Origin of the sequence: Paenibacillus lautus NBRC 15380 (assembly GCF_004000945.1) — a bacterium.
Lineage (GTDB): Bacteria > Bacillota > Bacilli > Paenibacillales > Paenibacillaceae > Paenibacillus_AQ > Paenibacillus_AQ lautus.
Genome location: NZ_BIMF01000004.1, coordinates 146,519 through 166,132 on the forward strand (window position 1 = coordinate 146,519; position 19,614 = coordinate 166,132).

18 protein-coding genes are annotated in these 19,614 nt (G+C 52.9%); 2 read left to right on the forward strand and 16 right to left on the reverse strand.

Going from position 1 to position 19,614, the window contains the following annotated elements; genetic code table 11:
• Nucleotides 1–56: 56 nt before the first annotated feature.
• The 7 genes from rpoZ to PLA01S_RS09865 form a co-directional block, all read right to left on the reverse strand.
• Complete coding sequence (gene rpoZ / locus PLA01S_RS09835; protein WP_076320729.1) at nt 57–257, reverse strand: DNA-directed RNA polymerase subunit omega; 201 nt, start codon at nt 255–257, stop codon at nt 57–59.
• Nucleotides 258–316: 59 nt separating this feature from the next.
• Nucleotides 317–889: a guanylate kinase gene (gmk, locus tag PLA01S_RS09840; RefSeq protein WP_071223696.1), complete on the reverse strand. Its 573-nt coding sequence runs from the start codon at nt 887–889 to the stop codon at nt 317–319.
• Nucleotides 890–902: 13 nt separating this feature from the next.
• A complete protein-coding gene (gene remA / locus PLA01S_RS09845) occupies nt 903–1,163 on the reverse strand; it encodes an extracellular matrix/biofilm regulator RemA (protein WP_006209218.1) in 261 nt (86 codons plus the stop codon).
• A 53-nt stretch (nt 1,164–1,216) separates the two neighbouring features.
• The gene (locus tag PLA01S_RS09850) at nt 1,217–2,104 is read right to left on the reverse strand and encodes a YicC/YloC family endoribonuclease (RefSeq protein WP_127591869.1); all 888 of its coding nucleotides are present in this window, start codon (nt 2,102–2,104) and stop codon (nt 1,217–1,219) included.
• Between the two features lie 38 nt (nt 2,105–2,142).
• On the reverse strand, nt 2,143–4,014 hold the full coding sequence (locus PLA01S_RS09855; protein WP_127591871.1) for a bifunctional homocysteine S-methyltransferase/methylenetetrahydrofolate reductase: 1,872 nt from the start codon (nt 4,012–4,014) through the stop codon (nt 2,143–2,145).
• 182 nt (nt 4,015–4,196) lie between these two features.
• Entirely contained in the window at nt 4,197–5,033 is an 837-nt protein-coding gene (gene dapF / locus PLA01S_RS09860) for a diaminopimelate epimerase (RefSeq protein ID WP_127592216.1), read from the reverse strand.
• A 75-nt stretch (nt 5,034–5,108) separates the two neighbouring features.
• Nucleotides 5,109–7,904: a calcium-translocating P-type ATPase, SERCA-type gene (locus PLA01S_RS09865; RefSeq protein WP_127591874.1), complete on the reverse strand. Its 2,796-nt coding sequence runs from the start codon at nt 7,902–7,904 to the stop codon at nt 5,109–5,111.
• Nucleotides 7,905–8,081: 177 nt separating this feature from the next.
• On the opposite strand from PLA01S_RS09865, the gene PLA01S_RS09870 reads away from it, so the two are divergent.
• Nucleotides 8,082–9,839, forward strand: a complete 1,758-nt coding sequence (locus PLA01S_RS09870; RefSeq protein ID WP_127591876.1) for an Rqc2 family fibronectin-binding protein — start codon at nt 8,082–8,084, stop codon at nt 9,837–9,839.
• A 174-nt stretch (nt 9,840–10,013) separates the two neighbouring features.
• Here the strand turns inward: PLA01S_RS09870 and PLA01S_RS09875 are convergent, their stop codons facing one another.
• The 9 genes from PLA01S_RS09875 to PLA01S_RS09915 form a co-directional block, all read right to left on the reverse strand.
• Complete coding sequence (locus PLA01S_RS09875; RefSeq protein WP_127591878.1) at nt 10,014–10,880, reverse strand: PHP domain-containing protein; 867 nt, start codon at nt 10,878–10,880, stop codon at nt 10,014–10,016.
• Between the two features lie 38 nt (nt 10,881–10,918).
• Nucleotides 10,919–11,824 (reverse strand): selenium metabolism-associated LysR family transcriptional regulator, encoded by a 906-nt coding sequence (locus tag PLA01S_RS09880; RefSeq protein ID WP_127591880.1) that lies wholly within the window; start codon nt 11,822–11,824, stop codon nt 10,919–10,921.
• Between the two features lie 117 nt (nt 11,825–11,941).
• Nucleotides 11,942–12,379, reverse strand: coding sequence for a hypothetical protein (locus PLA01S_RS09885; RefSeq protein WP_071223691.1), 438 nt, complete (start codon nt 12,377–12,379; stop codon nt 11,942–11,944).
• Nucleotides 12,380–12,784: 405 nt separating this feature from the next.
• Nucleotides 12,785–13,048 (reverse strand): YlbG family protein, encoded by a 264-nt coding sequence (locus tag PLA01S_RS09890; protein ID WP_006209210.1) that lies wholly within the window; start codon nt 13,046–13,048, stop codon nt 12,785–12,787.
• A gap of 47 nt (nt 13,049–13,095) precedes the next feature.
• Complete coding sequence (locus PLA01S_RS09895) at nt 13,096–13,533, reverse strand: YlbF/YmcA family competence regulator (RefSeq protein WP_100539297.1); 438 nt, start codon at nt 13,531–13,533, stop codon at nt 13,096–13,098.
• Nucleotides 13,534–13,636: 103 nt separating this feature from the next.
• The gene (locus PLA01S_RS09900) at nt 13,637–15,358 is read right to left on the reverse strand and encodes a helicase-associated domain-containing protein (protein WP_127591881.1); all 1,722 of its coding nucleotides are present in this window, start codon (nt 15,356–15,358) and stop codon (nt 13,637–13,639) included.
• Nucleotides 15,355–17,139, reverse strand: coding sequence for a DNA repair helicase XPB (locus tag PLA01S_RS09905; RefSeq protein WP_127591884.1), 1,785 nt, complete (start codon nt 17,137–17,139; stop codon nt 15,355–15,357). The genes PLA01S_RS09900 and PLA01S_RS09905 overlap by 4 nt, the downstream gene beginning before the upstream one ends.
• 160 nt (nt 17,140–17,299) lie before the next feature.
• On the reverse strand, nt 17,300–18,469 hold the full coding sequence (locus PLA01S_RS09910; RefSeq protein WP_127592218.1) for a M20 family metallopeptidase: 1,170 nt from the start codon (nt 18,467–18,469) through the stop codon (nt 17,300–17,302).
• 33 nt (nt 18,470–18,502) lie between these two features.
• Nucleotides 18,503–19,012, reverse strand: coding sequence for an NUDIX hydrolase (locus PLA01S_RS09915; RefSeq protein ID WP_100536088.1), 510 nt, complete (start codon nt 19,010–19,012; stop codon nt 18,503–18,505).
• Nucleotides 19,013–19,265: 253 nt separating this feature from the next.
• On the opposite strand from PLA01S_RS09915, the gene PLA01S_RS09920 reads away from it, so the two are divergent.
• Nucleotides 19,266–19,613: a YugN family protein gene (locus tag PLA01S_RS09920; RefSeq protein ID WP_100536087.1), complete on the forward strand. Its 348-nt coding sequence runs from the start codon at nt 19,266–19,268 to the stop codon at nt 19,611–19,613.
• The last annotated feature ends 1 nt before the right edge of the window (nt 19,614 follow it).

The following is a 19,614-nucleotide window of genomic DNA, read 5'->3' on the forward strand; positions in this document are numbered from 1 at the left end:
CGGTTGTCACATTTTCGCGCGCTAACGCATGTTATTCAAATATTGAAAAAATAGTCTTAGTCCTGTCCCCGCTCGATTTTCACGTAATCGCCATAGATTTCTTCCAGAGCAACACCGACAAACTTATGGGATTTCGGATTTTTCAACTCGCTGACTCCACCTTCACGCAACTGGCGTGCACGGCGGGAAGCCGCAACCACAAGAGAATATTTACTGTCTACTTTGTTCATCATTTCATCAATGGATGGATATAACACGGTCGAAGCACCTCTTCTTCTTTTACTTGAAAGTTAACACCGTCTATGAAAAAGACAGCTTACTTTCTCACCTTACAATGTTCGGCAATAATGATAGATTGTATTCTCTCACAAGCGAGATTGATTTCATCGTTCACTACCGCATAATCATAATGCTGCAGCAAATTGATTTCGTCAACCGCTACGGACATGCGGTGGTCGATGGTAGCTTGACTCTCGGTTCCCCGGCCCTGGATCCGATCTTTCAGTTCATCCAGAGACGGCGGCATCAGAAACACAAAGATACCTTCCGGAAACTTCTCCTTGACCTTCAGTGCACCTTGCACTTCGATCTCCAATATAATATCCTTGCCGGAGGCTAAAGTTTCTTCCACAAAATCACGCGGGGTTCCATAATAGTTCCCGACGTATTCCGCATATTCGAGAAGCTGGTCGTTCTCAATCATATCCATGAATTGTTCCCGACTTTTGAAAAAATAGTTCACACCATGTACCTCACCGAGCCGCGGCGAACGTGTCGTAGCCGACACCGAATACACCAGCTCCGGAACCCGGCTGCGAAGTGCCGTACAGACGGTTCCTTTTCCCACCCCGGAAGGACCGGACAATACAATCAATAATCCTCTAGACATAGTACTCCTCATCTTATTCGTCGTTGTCGTCATCTTTGCTGGACAGACGGTGAGCCACCGTTTCTGGCTGCACAGCCGATAAAATAACGTGATCGCTATCCGTAATGATAACTGCTCGTGTCCTTCGGCCATATGTAGCATCAATCAGCATATGACGGTCCCGTGCTTCTTGAATGATCCTCTTGATCGGAGCCGATTCAGGACTCACGATTGAGATGATCCGATTGGCCGATACGATGTTTCCGAAGCCAATATTAATAAGTTTGATTGCCATTGTGCGGTTGCTCCCCCTATACATTTGACTCTTACTTGCCGATGAAGCTGCGGTCATTCCACATTAGCGGCTTGTTCACGAATCTTCTCCAGTTCCGCTTTCATTTCGACAACACGGTTTACCAGAGTCAGATGATTGGCTTTCGATCCAATCGTATTGACTTCTCTATTCATTTCTTGAATCAGAAAATCCAGTTTACGGCCTACAGGGCTCTTCTGATGAAGCAGCTCTCTGCATTGTTCCAAATGACTGTGAAGTCGAATCAACTCCTCGTCCACATTGGAACGTTCAGCAAACAGCGCGACTTCCATTCCGAATATATGTTCATCAACAGCAAGCGATCCGTCATCAAGAGATTCTATGCGCTGCCGCAGACGCTTCCGGTATTCTTCCGGAACTGCCGGAGCAAGTTCGGTCATCTCTCGGTGAAGCAGCATCAATCGGTCAAGCCTCTGCCCGATGTCCTTCACGAGAAAAGAGCCTTCCCTGCTGCGCATCTGGATCAGACCATCCAGCGCTTGTTCAAGACCTTGAAGAAGCGCATCATTCCATAACTTCTGCTGCGCTTCATCCATGGGAAGTCCGCTCGGACTAACAAGAACATCTGGCAGCGACAAAATATCCCGCACCGCCAGATCTCCCTTGATTCCATATGACTTCAAATCCTCGGCTGCCTGTAAATACGCCTGAACCATGGCGTGGTTCAGCACGGCACCCTGGGACTCGCCGTTGTTTTCCTTGTTAATATAAACATCAATCCGTCCGCGTCCGATTCGGCTCTGTACCGTCCGTCGAAGTGAATCCTCGAAGAGTGCCCATTCACGGGGCATACGAAAGACGATTTCACAATACCGATGATTGACTGACTTCACTTCGAAAGAGATACTGTAACCTTGAAAATCGACAACGGATTGCCCATATCCGGTCATGCTCAATGACATCGGAATCACATCCATTACACTATTGTAATTGATAATTATTAATGAAACAAGGGGGTCAATCGGCGGCCCGATTTCTCCCAGACATACTCCATTAATTGTACGCTCATTTCATAGAACATAAACGGCGTCATCAAATATATGCCGTTAAAATGCGCTGTTGCAACATCCAGCAGCTCCTTGCCGATCTTAACGCCCATCGCCCGGCCCGCTTCGCCTTCAAGCCCGGCCATGCGGCTGCGGACTTCGTCCGACAGTTGAATGCCAGGCACCTCGTTATGCAGATACTCTGCGTTCCGTCCGCTAGCCAGCGGCATGATGCCGATAAAGATCGGAATATCCAGATGTGCCGTCGCTTCCCTCAGCCTAACCATTAACTCGGGATCGTACACGGGCTGCGTCATCACATAATCCGCACCGGAAGCAATCTTCTTCTCCAAGCGGGCAACCGCCTTGTCCAGATGCCTTACATTGGGATTGAACGCTGCACCGACAACGAATTTGGCCTTTTGCTTCAGCGGCTTTCCGGAAAAAGCAATGCCCTCGTTCAGCTGTTTAATCATGCGGATGATTTCAAATGAGGTCATGTCGTACACCGAGCTGGAATCCGGCAAATCCCCGAAGCGTGCCGGATCACCCGTCACCGCAAGCACATGGTCGATGCCGAGCGCATCAAAGCCCATCATGTGCGACTGCGTACCGATCAGGTTTCGGTCACGGCAAGCGATGTGAATCAGCGGCCGCAGTCCCGTGCGTGCTTGTACCAGATGTCCAAGGGCCATGTTGCTCATACGGGTTACGGCCAGCGAGTTATCCGCAAGGGTCAAGGCGTCGGCTCCTGCTTTTTTCAAAGCTTCCGCGCCCTTCATGAACTTGGTGATATCCAGATCCCTTGGAGGGTCCAGTTCCACGATCACCGTATGCCGCTCCTTCACGATATCAACAATCGTCGGCTCCCCGCTGCGCTCGTAAAACTGCTCCTGGGCCGTCTCGTGAATCACGATCCGGTTGACCTCAGCCTCTTCGACGATGGGAAGCGGCGCAGGTACGTAACCGGACAACGCCGATGAAATTTCAGCGATATGCTCCGGCGTCGTTCCGCAGCAGCCGCCGACAATCCGGGCGCCGCGATCCGCAAACTCCAGGGCTGTCCTGCCGAAATACTCGGGACTCGCACCATACCGGTATTCCCCGTCCACATAATCGGCGATCCCCGCATTAGGGTAGACCGAAGCCGGAAGATTCATAATGCCGTTCAGAGTCTCCAGCGCACGCATAATGCCGTTTGGACCTGTCCGGCAGTTAAAGCCGATCACGTCCGCACCTTCTTGACTCAGTATGCGGTATGCATCCGGCATCGTGAAGCCGTCCAGCGTGCGGGCAATATCCTCTACCGCAAACTGGCAGATCACCGGCAGGTCGCTCAGCATCCGAGCCTGCGCCAAAGCCAATTGAATTTCATCCACGTCATAGAACGTTTCGAGCAGAATGCCGTCAACGCCTTCCGATATGAGTACCGACAGCTGCTCTTCGAAATAACGCTTGAGCTCGCTCGTGGAAATGTTGCTTCTTTTGCCCGCGCGAATGGAGCCTACCGCACCCACTACATATCCATGATCACCGGCAGCTTCACGCGCAATTCTCACGCCTGCACGGTTAATCTCCCCTACCTTCGCCTCCAAACCGTATTTGGACAGCTTGTCATAATTGGCAGAGAACGTGTTCGTCTCTATGACCTGGGCACCCGCCTCAACATACTGGCGATGAACGTTCCCGATGACCTCCGGGGAGGTTAAATTCAGTTCTTCATAAGAAATGCCTACAGGAAATCCTTTTTGATATAAATAAGTACCCATCGCGCCGTCACCGACCAGTACCTGATTCTCCCATGCCTGCCGAAGATTCGGTTTCATCGCGTTTCTCCTCCACCCGACGTTTATTTTCAACTAATGTATCATAAAACCTCTCAAAAGATAAAGAGACAAAAGGGAGGCCTTCCGAAGGCCTCCCTAACGTGTCCACCCCTACAGGACAAACTTTAGATCATACTGTTTTTTGCTTTTGCGAGCGGGGATTGTCATGGCTGGCGAATGCTCTACAAGGCAAGCGTCCCTGCGTACACGACTTCGGCCGGCCCTGTCATGTATACATGATTGTCGGACTCATCCCACTCGATGAACAAGTCCCCGCCTTTAAGAGAGATCGTCGCGCTGCGGTCTGTCAATCCGTTCAGCACCGAGGATACCAATGTTGCGCAAGCGCCGGTCCCGCAGGCCAATGTCGGTCCTGCACCGCGCTCCCATACCCGCATATCCACTTGACCCCGTGAATTTACCGTCGCAAACTCCACATTAATCTTTCTCGGGAACAGCGGATGCACCTCCAGCTTGGGTCCCCATACACCAAGGTCGAAGTTAATTGCATCGTCCACATAAATGACGCAGTGCGGATTGCCCATGGACACGGCGGTGAAACGGAATTCCCGGCCGTCCACTTCAATGGGATGATTCACCACCGGATTAAGATCAACCAAGGTTGGCACGCTGAGTCCGTTCAGGCCCGGTTCACCCATATCGACCCGGACGCTGCTTACCTGACCGTCCTGCACCGTGAGGCGTACTTGCTGTACTCCGGCGCCGATGGTTTCAATAGTAATCTCCTCTCGGTCAATATGGGCGTGATCATACACATATTTCGCGACACACCGAATGGCGTTGCCGCACTGCTCCGCTTCGGAACCGTCTGAATTCATTATGCGCATCATGAAGTCAGCCTTCGTGGAAGGCAGAATATATACAAGTCCGTCTGCACCGATGCCGAAAAAGCGATTGCACAGCTTCACGGCCCGTTCGGATGCATTGGATGGAAGTTCTTGCTCGCCATATACGACAACGAAGTCGTTGCCAAGTCCATGCATTTTCGTAAATTCCATCATAAAACCCATCTCCTCTGCAATTGCTATGCTCGTGCTTAGCATATCGCAGAGGTGATGGGCTATCCATTCAATTTATGCCGAAATATTTGCACTCTTCGTCATCATGCTGCGGCGGTTCCGGTTGCGGTTTCGTCTGCCGCCCCACACGCTTCCAGCCCCCATCAGGAAGGTAGGGATGCCGGCGGCCACGAGTGTCAGTGCCCACTCCTTCAAGCCAAGCGGAACCGTCTTGAAGATCGGCTGGAACGCCTCGATGTACATGACGCCAAGCATCAGCAATACCGAGGACAGCACAGCCAGAACCAACGCTTTGTTCTGAAGCGGATTGCGGTGGAAAATCGAACGTGAGCTGCGGCAGTCAAACACATGGATCAGCTGGGCCATGACGAGGGTAGCAAAGGCAACGGACTGTGCTTTGGCCAACTGGCCCGGATCATTCGGTGCGATGCGCAGCGTAATCCAAAATGCCCCGAGTGTACACAGGCCGATCAAGATGCCGCGGCTGATGATTTTCCAGCCAAGGCGTCTGGCAAAAATATTTTCCTTGGCTCCGCGGGGCTTGTGCTCCATCAGATCCTTCTCCGGCTGATCCACCCCAAGCGCCATCGCCGGCAGCCCGTCGGTAACAAGGTTCACCCACAGAATCTGGATCGGAACGAGCGGAAGCGGCAGACCCATCATCATCGCGAAAAACATCGTCAGAATTTCGCCGACATTGGAAGCCAGCAAATAACGGATAAACTTGCGAATATTTTCATAGATGCTGCGCCCCTCCTCAATCGCCGAAACAATCGTGGAGAAATTATCGTCACTGAGCACCAGCGATGACGCTTCCTTCGTTACGTCCGTACCGGTAATGCCCATGGCAATCCCGATATCCGCGGCTTTGATGGCCGGAGCATCGTTCACACCGTCCCCCGTCATGGCAACCACATGCCCCTTACGTTGAAGCGACTTCACGATGCGGAGCTTATGCTCGGGAGATACGCGGGCATAAACGAAGGTCTGATCCACCCTCGCATCCAGCTCCTTGTCATCCATCCGGGATAACTCCCGTCCCGATAGCGACAGTCCGTTCCTTGGCAGGATGCCGAGCTGGGCCGCAATCGCTTCCGCCGTTGTCCGATGGTCGCCCGTGATCATGACAGTCTTGATGCCCGCGCGGCGGCATGTCGCAATCGCATCGCGCACTTCACGGCGCGGCGGATCGATCATTCCGGCAAGTCCCACAAAGATAAGCTGGCTCTCGGCCTCTTTCTCCGTTTCCGGCTTGTCATAGGAACGCAGATCCCGATAAGCCAAACCAAGCACGCGCAGCGCATCGGAAGCCATGCCTTCATTGGCGGTCAGCACCTTCTGGCGGAGCGTGGCGGTAAGCGGCACAACGTTTCCGTCCCACAAAATATAAGTGCATGCATCCAGCAGGACGTCCGGCGCGCCCTTTGTGCAGAGCAAGCGCCCTCCCTGATGGCTGACGATGACGGACATCAGCTTTCGCTCCGAATCAAACGGAAACTCTTTGTCTCTCTGATAGATGGTGTTCAGGCTTCCCTTTGTCAATCCCATTTTGGACGATAGCGTCAGCAGTGCTCCTTCTGTCGGGTCCCCTTTTAACTCCCAAGCAGCAGCTGCCGGCTCTTCCTTGCCCTTGCGCTTGTTCCGGGCTTCCTCCTGCACGTTCTCATAAATCTCCGCATTGTTGCACAGCCCGCTGATTTGCAGCAGTCGGCGAAGCCCCTGATCGGATCTCAGCTCCACCGGCTTGCCTCTGTGAAGAATTTGACCCGTCGGGTCATACCCATGCCCGGTCACTTCCAGCGAGCGTCCTCCCAGCCAAACCTGGGTTACGGTCATTTTATTCTGCGTGAGCGTCCCCGTTTTGTCCGAACAGATCACGGATGCGCAGCCCAGCGTCTCCACGGATGGCAGCTTGCGCACGATCGCTTTGCGCTTGATCATGCGCTGCACGCCGAGGGCGAGGGCAATCGTAACGATGGCCGGAAGCCCTTCTGGGATGGCCGCAACCGCCAGGCTGACTCCTGCGAGGAACATGCCTGCGGCAGGCTGTCCATGCAGAATGCCTGCTACGACAACCAGAATCGTAAGCCCCAGCGAAACGACAATCAGAATTTTGCCCAGCTGTTCCAGGCGATGCTGCAGCGGCGTCTCCTGTGACTCCGTGTTCTGGATCAAATCGGCGATTTTGCCCATCTCCGTATCCATTCCGGTTCGGATGACAACGCCTTTTCCCGTACCTCGGGCCACCATCGTGCCCATAAAGCCGATGTTCTTGCGGTCGCCCAGCGGAACATCCGCATCGTGAATCGGCTCGGCATGTTTGTTCACCGGCAGGGACTCGCCGGTCAAGGCCGATTCCTCGACACTGCAGCTGTTGATCTCGAGCCAGCGAACATCGGCCGGAATGCGGTCTCCGCTCTCCACGAGCACGACATCGCCAGGGACAAGTTCCCTAGCCGCAACCTGTACCACTTTACCGTCCCGGATCACCCTGGACGTCGGCGCGGACAGCTGCTTCAAAGCCCGAAGCGACCGTTCCGCCCTAAATTCCTGGACGAAACCAAGGATCCCGTTGATCAGGATGATGGCTACAATCGTGACGGCATCCAAATACTCGCCCAGCAGACCGGATACCAGGGTGGCGCCAAGGAGCACCAACACCATGAAATCCTTAAATTGATTCAAGAACAGAACAAATGGAGAAATTTTAACGCCCTCGGAGAGCTCATTATAGCCACTTTTTTTTCGTCTCTCCCCGGCTTCCTCTTCCGTGAGGCCCTGCTCCGGATGCATATGCAGCACTTGCTGCAATTCATCCGTATCCATTTGGTGCCATTGCTTTTGTTCCATGCTTCCTTTCCCTCCCGGTTGTTTGCTCCGGCGGATGACAGCTTTTCCACCCTTTCTACGTAAATGTATTCGGACAGGTCCTGAATTATCACAGAAGGGGCCTTAAGTTTTTGAGGGAAATATGGCATCATAGAGAAGTACGATAGGAAGGGTAACAGACAGATAGGAGAATGAAGGATGGCATTAGACGGCATTGTCACGCGTGCGATCGTGCATGAGCTTCAATCATGCCGGGGCGCACGGATCAATAAAATATATCAACCGAACGATCGGGACATCGTATTTCATATACGCACCCAGCAAGGTAACGCCAAGCTGCTGCTATCCGCAAACCCCACGTATCCCAGGGTCCATCTGACACAGGAGACCTTTCTGAATCCGGCCGAAGCCCCTATGTTTTGCATGATTCTGCGCAAGCATTGCGAGAGCGGCATCATCGAGGACATCCAGCAGGTGGGCATGGAACGGATTATTCATCTTACGATCCGGCAGCGTGACGAACTCGGCGATATTTCCTCCAAGAAAATCATCGTTGAGCTGATGGGCAGACACAGCAACATCATTCTGCTCGATCCCGCAAGCGGCACCATACTGGACGGCATCCACCATGTGACGCCTGCCATCAGCAGCTATCGAGTGGTCATGCCGGGATTCTCTTATACGAATCCGCCGGAGCAGCACAAGCTCAATCCGCTCGAAACCGGGCAGGAAGCCTTCCGGGAATCTTGTCTGATGAACGAGGAGCAGGCCGTTCCATGGCTGGTCGGCGCATTCAGCGGCCTTAGTCCGCTCGCGGCCCAGGAAATTGCCCACCGCGCAGGGGGAAGCAGTCCAGGCGGGCTTGAAGGGGAAAAAGATTGCGGCAGCCTGTGGAGCGCATTTGATGAGATCATGGAACAAGTCCGCAACCATCAATATACGCCGGTTACAGGCGTCAATGCCAAGGGGAAGTCGGTGTTCTCCGTCATTCCGCTGACATTGCTGGTGGACGAGACTACAACCTACGAATCGGTCAGTCGATGCATGGAGGATTATTACGGAGATAAAGCTCAGCGGGATACAGTTAAACAGAAGGTCAGCGACCTCCTCCGATTCCTGCAGAATGAACGGTCGAAGAACATCAAGAAGCTGGATAATCTGAACAAGGACTTGGAAGAAGCCGGGGATGCCGACCGGTATCGGATCTTTGGCGAGCTTCTCTTCGCTTCGCTCCACCAGATTCAGAAGGGCGACCGTGAAGCCAAGCTGGTTAACTTCTATGATGAAGAGCAGGCGACCGTCACCATCCCGCTGGATCCGCTCCTGACTCCGTCGGACAATGCGCAGCGCTATTTTAAAAAATATAACAAGTACAAGAACAGCCTCGCGGTCATTGACGAACAGTTAATCAAAACCCGCGAAGAGATCAACTATATCGAGAATCTGCTGCAGCAGCTGTCGCATGCTTCCTTGAGCGACATCGATGAAATCCGGGACGAGCTGATCCAGCAGGGATACTTGAGAGACCGCAATCGTAAAACGAAGAAAAAGAAGAAAAACGACAAGCCGACGCTCCACGTCTATACTTCATCCGAAGGCATCGAGCTTTATGTAGGCAAAAATAACCTTCAAAACGAGTACGTAACCAACCGTCTCGCTTCCTCAAACGATACGTGGCTGCACACCAAGGATATCCCGGGCTCCCACGTGGTCATCCGAAGCAGCGAGTACGGGGATGCAACGCTGCAGGAAGCGGCACAGCTGGCTGCTTATTACAGTCAGGCCAAAGAATCCAGCAGCGTGCCCGTCGACTACACGCTCATTCGCCATGTACGCAAGCCGAATGGAGCCAAGCCCGGATTTGTTATTTATGACAATCAGAAAACACTGTTCGTCACGCCAGACGAGCAGCGAATCAAAGCGATGCCCAATTCGGTAAAAAACAATCGCAATTAAGATGACCAAAGACATCGATATATCGTTGGCTTAACCAAAAACGGGTACCCCGAGAGGTCGTATGACCAGCCGGGATACCCGTTTTTTTCTTACTGTCATGCCGGGATTCACCTATACGAATCCGCCTTAGCAGCACCAACTTAATCCGCTCGAAACCGGGCAGTATTGTCGATCTTAGCTCCTTGCCCGCACCTGTTGAAGCTGGTTCAATACCTCGATGGATACCTGACGGCTGCCGATATCCCCATGGAATACCTGGCCCTGCCTCTCGCCATGGTAATCCGATCCGGCGGTCACGATCAAACCGTATTCCTCGGCCATCGCCAAGTAGCGTTTCTCCTCCGCTGCCCCATGGTCCGAATGATAGACTTCAATCCCTTTGAAAGCAGCCTCTTCAATGATAGCTCTCACCAACGCATCATCGTCGTAGAGTCCAGGGTGTGCAAGCACCGGCACGCCCCCGGCTTCACGTATCCATTCGCAGGCTTCCTTGGGATGAATCCGCGGCTGCGGCACATAAGCAGCTGCGCCCTGTGCGAGATAACGGTCGAAGGCATCCCTTAGATCGAGGGCATGACCCTTAAGGACCAGCGCATCCGCAATATGCGGGCGTCCGATGCTCTCATCGGGTTCCAGCGGCCGTCCCAAACCTCCGATCACTTCTTCCATCGTCAGCACGATGCCAAGCTCACGGAGCTTGGCCACGATCTTCTCATTGCGCTTCTCCCTCGTTCGACGCAGCTCTGCCAGCCGCTCCAGAAATACGGGATCCCGGTAATCTATGTAATAACCCAGAACGTGAATATCCGTCCCGCCTGCCATGGTACTGATTTCTACGCCGGGGACCACGACCATGTTCAGGCGTTCTCCGGCTTGCAGCGCCTCCTCGACACCGGCTACGGTGTCATGATCCGTTATAGCTAGAGCCCCAAGTCCCCGCTCGAAAGCAAGCTGCACGTTCTCCGAAGGTGTATTCATCCCGTCCGAAGCCTGGGTGTGGGAATGGAGGTCGCAGCCCGTCCGATCCATCGATTTATCCATAATATTCAATCCCCTTTCGTTGTAAGTGCGGGTGTTCTTTATCGCTGGGTTCGCTGGCGTTCCCTTAAATAGGCCAAAAACGTCATTGCCGACATCGGCAGCAGCGCGGACCGTAACTGAATGGAATAAAAGTTGCGTTTAAACGAGGCATCCGCAATATCGATCATTTTGACTAATCCGAGCGCGGTTTCATGCTTGACCGTTGAGGTCGACAGCATCGTAATGCCGAGCCCTTCCTCTACCGCCGATTTCACCGCTCCCGTACTCCCTAGCTCCATCACCGTTCGGATGCTTTCGGGATCGTACCCCCGTTCCAGCAGCACATCCTCCATCACCTTCCGTGTGCCAGACCCCTTCTCGCGAAGCACAAACGGATATTTCAGCACGTCATCCAAATATATCGCATCCTCCCTTGCTGCTAAAGGATGGCCGGAAGGAACGATCAGTTTGAGCTCATCCTCCATGACCGAATCCAGGACCATATCCGGATGCTCCACAGGTGCCTCAATCAGCCCAAAATTCAATTGATGGCCAGCGATTTCCTCGAGAATCTGCGTGGTGTTCATCACTTTAAGCATGATGGATATATCCGGATATTCCCGGCCGAAGGGCCCCAGCAATCGGGGCAGCACGTACTCCCCAATGGTCAGGCTTGCCCCCAGTTGCAGCCTTCCCTGAAGCTTATTCGAGAAAGCCGCCATCGCCGCGTCCGTTTCCTGCGACAGCTCCAGGCTCTTGCGGGCAAAAGGAAGCAGCGTCCTTCCAGCCTCGGACAATTCCATGCGCTTGGTGGAACGAATGAGGAGTTTTGTCCCAAAATACTCCTCCAGCGATTGCACCTGCATCGTTACAGCCGGCTGGCTCATATGAAGCGCCTGGGCAGCAGCGGAAAAACTCCCGCGCTCTGCTACCGTATAAAAAATATGTAGCTGATGAAAGTTCATAGCATCGGTTCCCCTCTCGCTGCCTCTTTTGTTTTTATCATTGTAACGGATCACGGCGGAGCATACAAAAAAGACATCCGCGCTTACGCTCGCATGCCATATGATGACTCTATTTCTTTATTTACGTTTACGGCTGTTCTTAATCAGTGTCATACGACGTGAATGGCGAAGCCATGAGTAATACGACTTCAGGTCTCGAAGCTCAATGGTTTCTGACATACGTCCCAAAAAAGTTACAATAATCATCCGATGCAGCGGATTGCCAATCAAATCACGTTCATGCTCCAGCTCCGAAAACTCCGCCACAACCACCAGGTCATCGTCAATCAGATAGACATCCTGTTCGTTGCGGTAATACGGCACGATCCGGTCCTGCTTCAGGCACTCCCACATCCAAGTCCCGATTTCCTCATGGGAGGTGTCGTTACCCTGAACCCGGTCCGTATAACGGCTCTTCGCATGATTGGTAATGACGATGTCGGCTACCTTTTTATCATTTAACGTAATATAAAACGGCTCATAGGTGCTCCACCGCTCAGTCCCTTTGTCGCGCATGGAATATCACTCTCCACCAAATGGGTCTTTGTATCTATGTATATATACCCAACATATTACATCATTCCACTGGCATTCACAAGATTGAAACCTCGCTTCTTGTGAACAATCACCGAAAATTTAGAAATATCTCTAGTTGTATCCTGTGCGTTAGGCGCTGACGTCGCCTGGAATGATGGCTTGATTAAAATGTAAATTGTACCTTACTTATACTATTTTATCAAACAAGTTTCTGATTTATGCCAATCTATCGCCATCCATTCGTAATAAACTTTATGAGGATATACACATGCTCGAATTTAATACTTTCCGATATCTTAAAAAAAGCGGCCCCTGCGGGGGCCGCTTTACGCTCTTTTCGCTAACTTATGCGATTTGCGTTAGATTCTCGACAGGCACATCATGCTAAGGACCGTAAAACTTCGCTTTATCCGGCCCTTTGCTGCTGTACTCTGTCTTAATCTCATTCCGGTAGGAGCGCTCGATCTTACGAACGTAGGACAATCTCCGGATGTTCTTCATTGTTTCCTCGGCGCGGTCAGCATTGACGTACATGACAACATAGTGCATGCGGCGTGATATATAGTGCACGCTGCCGTATTTCTCCAAATTCCTTGCTGCCTTTACATCGCTGACCCATATAATAAAACCGGTCCGTTCAGCCAACATCCTAAGCTCCTCGCCTCACTTTCGTCTCTATCTCTAGTCTATGCCTATTATCCGCACGAACAAGCTCCGCCGCTGCCGCACCCCTTCTTGGGAAGAGGATCGTTGCCCGGAACCTTGATGCTCTCCGAAACCGAAAAAGCAATCTTCTCCGACATCGAATGCAGCAGATCGTCCAGATTCTTCTCCGCCTGCTTGAACCGGGCTACAGGCTCGAAAGCCTCAAGCTCCGCTTCCACTGCGGCTACTTCATCCTTGGCCGAATGGTAATTCGGGTGAAAGTGACCGAACCGCTGAGTCTCTTCGAACAGTTCTTTTTTGGAATCAAGCTTTCTGATCAAAGCCTGAATCGTAGGGTCACCCTCAACTGCCTGCTTCCAATATAGATAATCCGCCACTTCGACGGAAGCATTAATCATGTCGCCTATTTCATAGGCATAGGTGAGCACCTCGGCCATATCGACCGTGTTTATTTCCGATACGCTCATGAACTCATCCCGCTTTTCTATTAGTTTGGCCCACTGCTTTGTTCGTGGACTCTTTCATCATAGCATAACGCTCGTATCTTAAGAAGGGGGAATTCATACGCTTTTAAGGAATCACAAGCCGCATTTCCTTCCATTCCCCTTCGCCTAACTGCACCACGGTTCCCGTCATTTCGGAATCGGTATCGGAATCCGGATCGTATAACGCTCCCGAAATTTTCCATGGCTGCCGTTCGAGCTGAAATGGAATAAACTCCATCCGGCTGCCGTCGACCGCTATTTCTAATTTGGCTGACAATTCAAGCGCCTGCTCCATCATTTGCTTGGCCGTGGAACCGTGATAAGAGCGCCAATCCCGTGTCCACATGATGGGAATCCGGTTCAAATCCGGAACGATTGACGCTTTATCGGGAAGGCTGTCGTCCATTTCAAGAGCAAGCTCGCTGCGCGCTGGGCGAATCAATCCGCAGGAAGGGCTGCCAGGATAAACCGACAAAGCGAAACGGTTTTCTCCTTTATCACCGGCCCCGATTGCCGTTTCATCTTTCGGAGCTGCACCGGTATACCGTAAAGACTCATTCTTCCCCGCGCTCTCAAACTCCTTGCCCCACTGACGCAGAGCGGCGTGCACGTTCTCGGGAAATTCCGCGGCTGCATGCTCCGTGAAAAATGCCGTGATCGCTTCCGGCCCCATTCCTGCTATCGCCGCCTGAAACACCGAATCCCTGGTTAGACGATAGACCGTCATTACGTCATCCGAGAAACGCTCCGTGCAGCAAGCAGCCGTGAATTTGACCGTATAAGGCACGTCAGGCGGAATCAATATATCAAAATCCGGCTGAATAAACAGCCCCGAAGATCCGGTGTTATCCTGGCCGCTTCCACTCAATAAGGAGCAGGGATCCATACGCCACCGGAACAGTAATTGACCATCGTGATCCATGCCAAGATCGGTGTAACCGCAGCCGGTCAATAAACGGAGCCATGAAGCTGCATCCTCCGCGGACAATGCCCTTCCGCTAAGAGGCTCCCCTTTCAGGGGAGCCTTGTCGTTTGCCAGCAAGTGCTGCGCATAATACCACATCCCGCCGATCCGTGATGAGTGACAAATCCGCCATGTGAAATGCTGATACTCGGCCGAACCCGGAACATAGCGCTGCATCATACGCAAAAGAACCAATCGGTCCATCGCTTCGCGCGAGAGTGCGAGCCAATGGCGCAATGCGGTCATGTTCAGCTTAAGCTCCCCTTGCTCCAGGGCGACCAGCTCCAACGAAAACAGCAGATCCAATACGATTGCAATATGTGGTGGGTAAACATCAGCATGGTCATATTGGAGAGCGAGCCCCTCGACATCGGATGGCGTTAGTCCGACCACGCTCCCCAGTTTCTGAATAAACTTCTTATGCAGAACCCCTTTACTGGTCATTGTCACGCGGTTCTTGGCCATATATACGAGAACATTGAACATATCGACTGCTATGCCGCTTCTTCCCTCTTGCTGCAGCTTCACGGCAGCAGCGGGAACGGAACCAGCCTCAAGATCGCCAAAGGCCTCCTGAAGAATCTGAAGCTTATCAAAGGGAATGAAATAGAGCCTCTCGCCCCAGCCCTGTTTCACCGCTTGAACCCACCGCTGCTGCCTCAAGGATAAGAAGGCGAGTTGTACTTCCACGCCGCTTAGGCGCCGAACCCGCAGCGAGCGAAGTTTGTCGTCATCAAATCTCTGCCCGGCAAAGCGGGTCCAGATATGCCGAAGGACCGACCGCTCCTTCGGAAGAAGCCGATCTAAACTTATGGCTTCCGTCACGTCCTGCTGTTCCATCATCTCCACGAGGCCCCCTTCCCGTCAGGGATATGCAAGCGATTCGTATGCCGCATTGCTATGAGGTCAAAGGAGGCCGGGTGCTTCGCTTGAATCGCGTGATATTCATACCCCTGCTCGATCAGGAACAGCTGGCGCCGGATCGCAAACATCTCCTCCCGGCTGTCCTCCGTCACCAATGCATAGAAATAAGCCCGATTCTCCCCTTGCTTCGGGCGCAGCAAGCGTCCGAGGCGCTGCGCCTCCTCCTGCCGCGAGCCGTAGCTGCCCGAAACCTCGATCGCAACGGAAGCATCGGGCAGGTCAACCGCAAAGTTAGCCACTTTTGAAACGACCAGTATACGGACGGCTCCTTCCCGGAAAGCCTTATACCATTCATTGCGCTGATCCTGCGTCATCTGCCCCGTAATGAGAGGGGCCTGCAGCTCCTCGGCAATGGCATAAAGCTGATCCAGGTATTGCCCAATGATCAGTGTCTGTGCATCCTTGTGGAGATCCACGAGCTGCCGAATCACGCGGACCTTGGAGGGATTCTCGGCCGCCAGCCGATACTGCTCCCTTTTGCCAGCCTTCTTGCACGTTTCTCTGATCTCATCCGGCAGCGGCACCTTAATCTCCGTACAGTCCACCGAAGCAATCCAGCCCTGCTCCTCCAGCTTTTTCCACGGCATTTCATATCGTTTGGGACCGATCAGCGAGAACACGTCATGCTCCCTTCCATCCTCGCGAACCAAGGTGGCGGTCAGTCCAAGCCTGCGGGTCGCTTGAATATCGGCCGTCGCACGGAATACCGGGGCGGGGAGAAGATGGACCTCATCATAGATGATTAAGCCCCAGCGACGCTCATTAAACAGCTTCATATGCTGCTGTTCATCCCCCTTGCCCTGGCGGTGGGTCAAGATTTGATAGGTGGCGACCGTTACCGGTCTCACCTCTTTGCGCTGACCGGAGTATTCACCGATCTCCTCCGCGGACAGCGTGGTTTTCTGCAGCAGCTCGGCGATCCACTGCCTTACAGACGTTGTGTTGGAGGTGAGAATCAGGGTCTCGCACTGCAGATCGCGCATGGCAGCGATGCCAATCACCGTTTTCCCGGCACCGCAGGGCAGGACAAGCACCCCGTTGCCGCCTTCACAGCCGACATCCCGAAAGGATTCGGCAGCCTTCTGCTGATAGTCGCGCAGCTTGAATCTCGGATCATTTGAGCCGCCGTTTGAATCCTCGTCTCTCTCCGTGCGCGGTGTTTCGCCTCGCCAAAGGATGTTCAGATATTGCCCGTCCAAATATCCCGCCTGGTCCAGCACAGGATAACCAAGCCGGGTCAGCTCCTGCTTTAATACGCCACGGCGGTCTGAGGGCACCTCTGCTTCGTTTGCCGAAATCAACCGAACGCCGATTTCCAGCAGGGAACGCTTGGACGTGAGCTCCTGCATCAGGGCTTCCCCATTGCTGTGCAGCAGCAATGAACGAGCAAGCGTTGGATGCGGGAGCAGCGACAGCTGTCCGTAACGCCCAACGAGCTGGAAAACCTCTTCCAGCAGGGCAGCCGGCACATCCCAACGTGACAGCGACTGAAGGCTCGAACAAATCGCCTCAGCCGTCATTCCTCCGGCAGCGGCGTTCCATAAGGATAACGGGGTCAGACGATATGTATGAAAAGACGTAGGACTTTTGATCAAATCCGCATACTGGGCCAGTTGTTCACGTGCGGCCTCAGCATCCGCATGAGCGGTTTCCAGCAATATGGTCCGATCCCGCTGGACGATGCATGGCTTGTTATGCACCCTATTCCCTCCTCGTAACCTTTGGTTCTCTATTTTTCATGGCCAGGGTAAGAAAAAAAAGAAGCCCATATCCATATCCATGGATTTGAACTTCCCCTATGATCAATAGGATTTCCAAATTACGAGCGTTCATGCGCTTGGATTGCGATTTTCTTAAAGTCTAGTCCCCGTTCTGATAGCTCGACACCATCTCAACCAGCAGCTTCGCCCCGTAACGCATGGCGTCTTCATCAAAGTCGAACATCGGATGATGATGCGGATAGATTGCCCCCTTGTTCGGGTTACCGGCTCCAACGAAAATGAAGCAGCCCGGAATTTCCTTCAAGTAATAAGCAAAATCCTCTGCCGGCATCAATTTGGGCGAGACCTTGACCTGATCCGCTTCGAAGACTTTAGGTGCCGTGCGGAAAAACCGCGCGGTTTCGGTCTCATCGTTCACTACAGGTGGATAACCGACGAGATATCGGACCGCGGCCTTCGTGCCGTAGGTTTCCGAAACCGTCCGGGTCATATGCTCGATCCGCTCCCGGATCAACGTCCGGGTAGATTCGTCAAAGGTGCGTACCGTTCCCGTGATCCGGCAAGAGGAAGCAATCACGTTTTGCGCCGTGCCGGCTTGCATCGTGCCTACTGTAACCACGGCAGGCTGCAGTGGATCTACCGTGCGGCTTACAATGGTTTGGAGCTGCATGACCAGCGCTGCCCCTGCTACCAGGGCATCGGCCGTCACATGCGGCATACCGCCATGTCCGCCGCGCCCTGTAATATCAATGAAAAACTCATCCGCCGCCGCCATCAGCGGACCCGGCGCGCTCGCTGCAGTACCTACTGGAAACGGCGTCCATAAGTGGAGACCATAAACGACGTCGGCTCCGTCAAGCGCTCCATCCTTGATCATCTCTACCGCTCCGCCGGGACAGACTTCCTCCGCCGGCTGGAACATAAAACGAAGCTCGCCCTGGACTTCTTCCGGGTACGTGCTGTAGTATGCTGCAGCCCCCAGCAGCATGGAGGCATGCCCGTCATGCCCGCAAGCGTGCATCACGCCTTGTACCCGGGATTTGTACTCGCAGCTCTTGCCGTCTTCAATGGGCAGCGCATCCATGTCGGACCGCAGCACAACGGTCTTGCCGGGTTTATCCCCTCTTAGAATTCCTATCACTCCATGCCCGCCCACATCGGTCTTAACCTCCAGACCAAGCTCCTGCAGCCGGGCTGCTATAAATGTCGAAGTTTCCTTCTCCTGGAACGAAAGTTCCGGATGCATATGTAAATGACGCCGCCACTCCACCATCCGTGGATACCATTGTTCCCAAAATGCTTCCTTCATCAAGTTCCATCATCCTCCCCCGCTATATGCGGCTCAATCGATCGCAAGAAATCCGTAAAGCTTGCTCAGCAGCAGCCCGTGCCCAACCATGGCATCCATTCGGCCGCCTTCCTTGATCTTGCGATACACATCCCTGAGCGGGACCCACACAGCTCTAACATCCTCGTCCTCATCTTGATTCGACTCTTGTCTCCCGGACACCTTCAAATCGTCGGTGAAATAAAAATGAACGTTCCGGTTGGCCAGAGAAGCCATCGGATAGGCACTGCCCATGTAGGACAGGTCCTTGCACAGTACGCCTGCCTCTTCCTCAAGCTCCCGCTTCACGGCAAGCTTCCGTTCCTCACCAGGTTTCACCGTTCCGCCGGGAAGCTCCCAGGTGATCTCATCCACCGCTTCCCGGTGCTGGCATACCAGGAGCAGGCACCCTTGATGAACGGCCACAACCGCTGCCGATTCCGGAATCTGGTCCATGACGACAATTTCCTTCTGCCCGTTCTCTTCCACTACATAATAATCCGTGCGGTAAACGACGCGATTCATCGGCCATATCCACCCTTCGCTTGAATTGAGGTCCTATGAATATATAACCACCAGGATGGAAAGCGTACATTTCACAGCGTTTTCACTTTCTTTTATTTTAGCAGAAAAGAAGAATGCCTGTCGTTATCAAAATCTCACCCTGGATAAAAGGTCTCAATTGAAGCGTGACGGGCGGTACAGGCTTGCACAAGTTCCTGAAACATACTATCATATTAAAGAACTTTGCAAGGACTATTAAGGGGGTTACGACCACATGATTTTCGAAAATACAGGCTTGGACGGATTGCACAGCGATTTAGCTTACCTCGATGAATGTGCCGAGAAAGTAGGCTTCATTCGTTGGCAGTGGGAATACTACCGCGCTACATATGACTTGAAAATCGAAGATAAAAAGAATCAGGCTGAATATTTCCTGCGCATTAACACCCGCGCTGTTGAAGGCAAGCTCGAAAAACCGGACGCCATCCTCAAAATCGAAGCGGTATACCTGGGTAAAGCCACGTTCCCGCATGGACTCGAATATGAATCCATGGCTCCACAGCCCGTTATGAATGTGGCAACCAAGAAGCTTCAAGAGCTCAAAGCTCTTCTGGAAGCGTAAG

Excerpts from the sequence above, each read along its gene's own strand:
- PLA01S_RS09880 (WP_127591880.1), bottom strand. The coding sequence starts at position 11,824 with ATGAACTTTCATCAGCTACATATTTTTTATACGGTAGCAGAGCGCGGG.
- PLA01S_RS09920 (WP_100536087.1), top strand. The coding sequence starts at position 19,266 with ATGATTTTCGAAAATACAGGCTTGGACGGATTGCACAGCGATTTAGCT.
- PLA01S_RS09910 (WP_127592218.1), bottom strand. The coding sequence starts at position 18,469 with ATGAAGGAAGCATTTTGGGAACAATGGTATCCACGGATGGTGGAGTGG.
- PLA01S_RS09915 (WP_100536088.1), bottom strand. The coding sequence starts at position 19,012 with ATGAATCGCGTCGTTTACCGCACGGATTATTATGTAGTGGAAGAGAAC.
- PLA01S_RS09875 (WP_127591878.1), bottom strand. The coding sequence starts at position 10,880 with ATGGATAAATCGATGGATCGGACGGGCTGCGACCTCCATTCCCACACC.
- PLA01S_RS09855 (WP_127591871.1), bottom strand. The coding sequence starts at position 4,014 with ATGAAACCGAATCTTCGGCAGGCATGGGAGAATCAGGTACTGGTCGGT.
- remA (WP_006209218.1), bottom strand. The coding sequence starts at position 1,163 with ATGGCAATCAAACTTATTAATATTGGCTTCGGAAACATCGTATCGGCC.
- PLA01S_RS09885 (WP_071223691.1), bottom strand. The coding sequence starts at position 12,379 with ATGCGCGACAAAGGGACTGAGCGGTGGAGCACCTATGAGCCGTTTTAT.
- PLA01S_RS09900 (WP_127591881.1), bottom strand. The coding sequence starts at position 15,358 with ATGATGGAACAGCAGGACGTGACGGAAGCCATAAGTTTAGATCGGCTT.
- PLA01S_RS09870 (WP_127591876.1), top strand. The coding sequence starts at position 8,082 with ATGGCATTAGACGGCATTGTCACGCGTGCGATCGTGCATGAGCTTCAA.
- PLA01S_RS09890 (WP_006209210.1), bottom strand. The coding sequence starts at position 13,048 with ATGTTGGCTGAACGGACCGGTTTTATTATATGGGTCAGCGATGTAAAG.
- PLA01S_RS09865 (WP_127591874.1), bottom strand. The coding sequence starts at position 7,904 with ATGGAACAAAAGCAATGGCACCAAATGGATACGGATGAATTGCAGCAA.
- dapF (WP_127592216.1), bottom strand. The coding sequence starts at position 5,033 with ATGGAATTTACGAAAATGCATGGACTTGGCAACGACTTCGTTGTCGTA.
- PLA01S_RS09895 (WP_100539297.1), bottom strand. The coding sequence starts at position 13,533 with ATGAGCGTATCGGAAATAAACACGGTCGATATGGCCGAGGTGCTCACC.
- gmk (WP_071223696.1), bottom strand. The coding sequence starts at position 889 with ATGTCTAGAGGATTATTGATTGTATTGTCCGGTCCTTCCGGGGTGGGA.
- PLA01S_RS09850 (WP_127591869.1), bottom strand. The coding sequence starts at position 2,104 with ATGTCATTGAGCATGACCGGATATGGGCAATCCGTTGTCGATTTTCAA.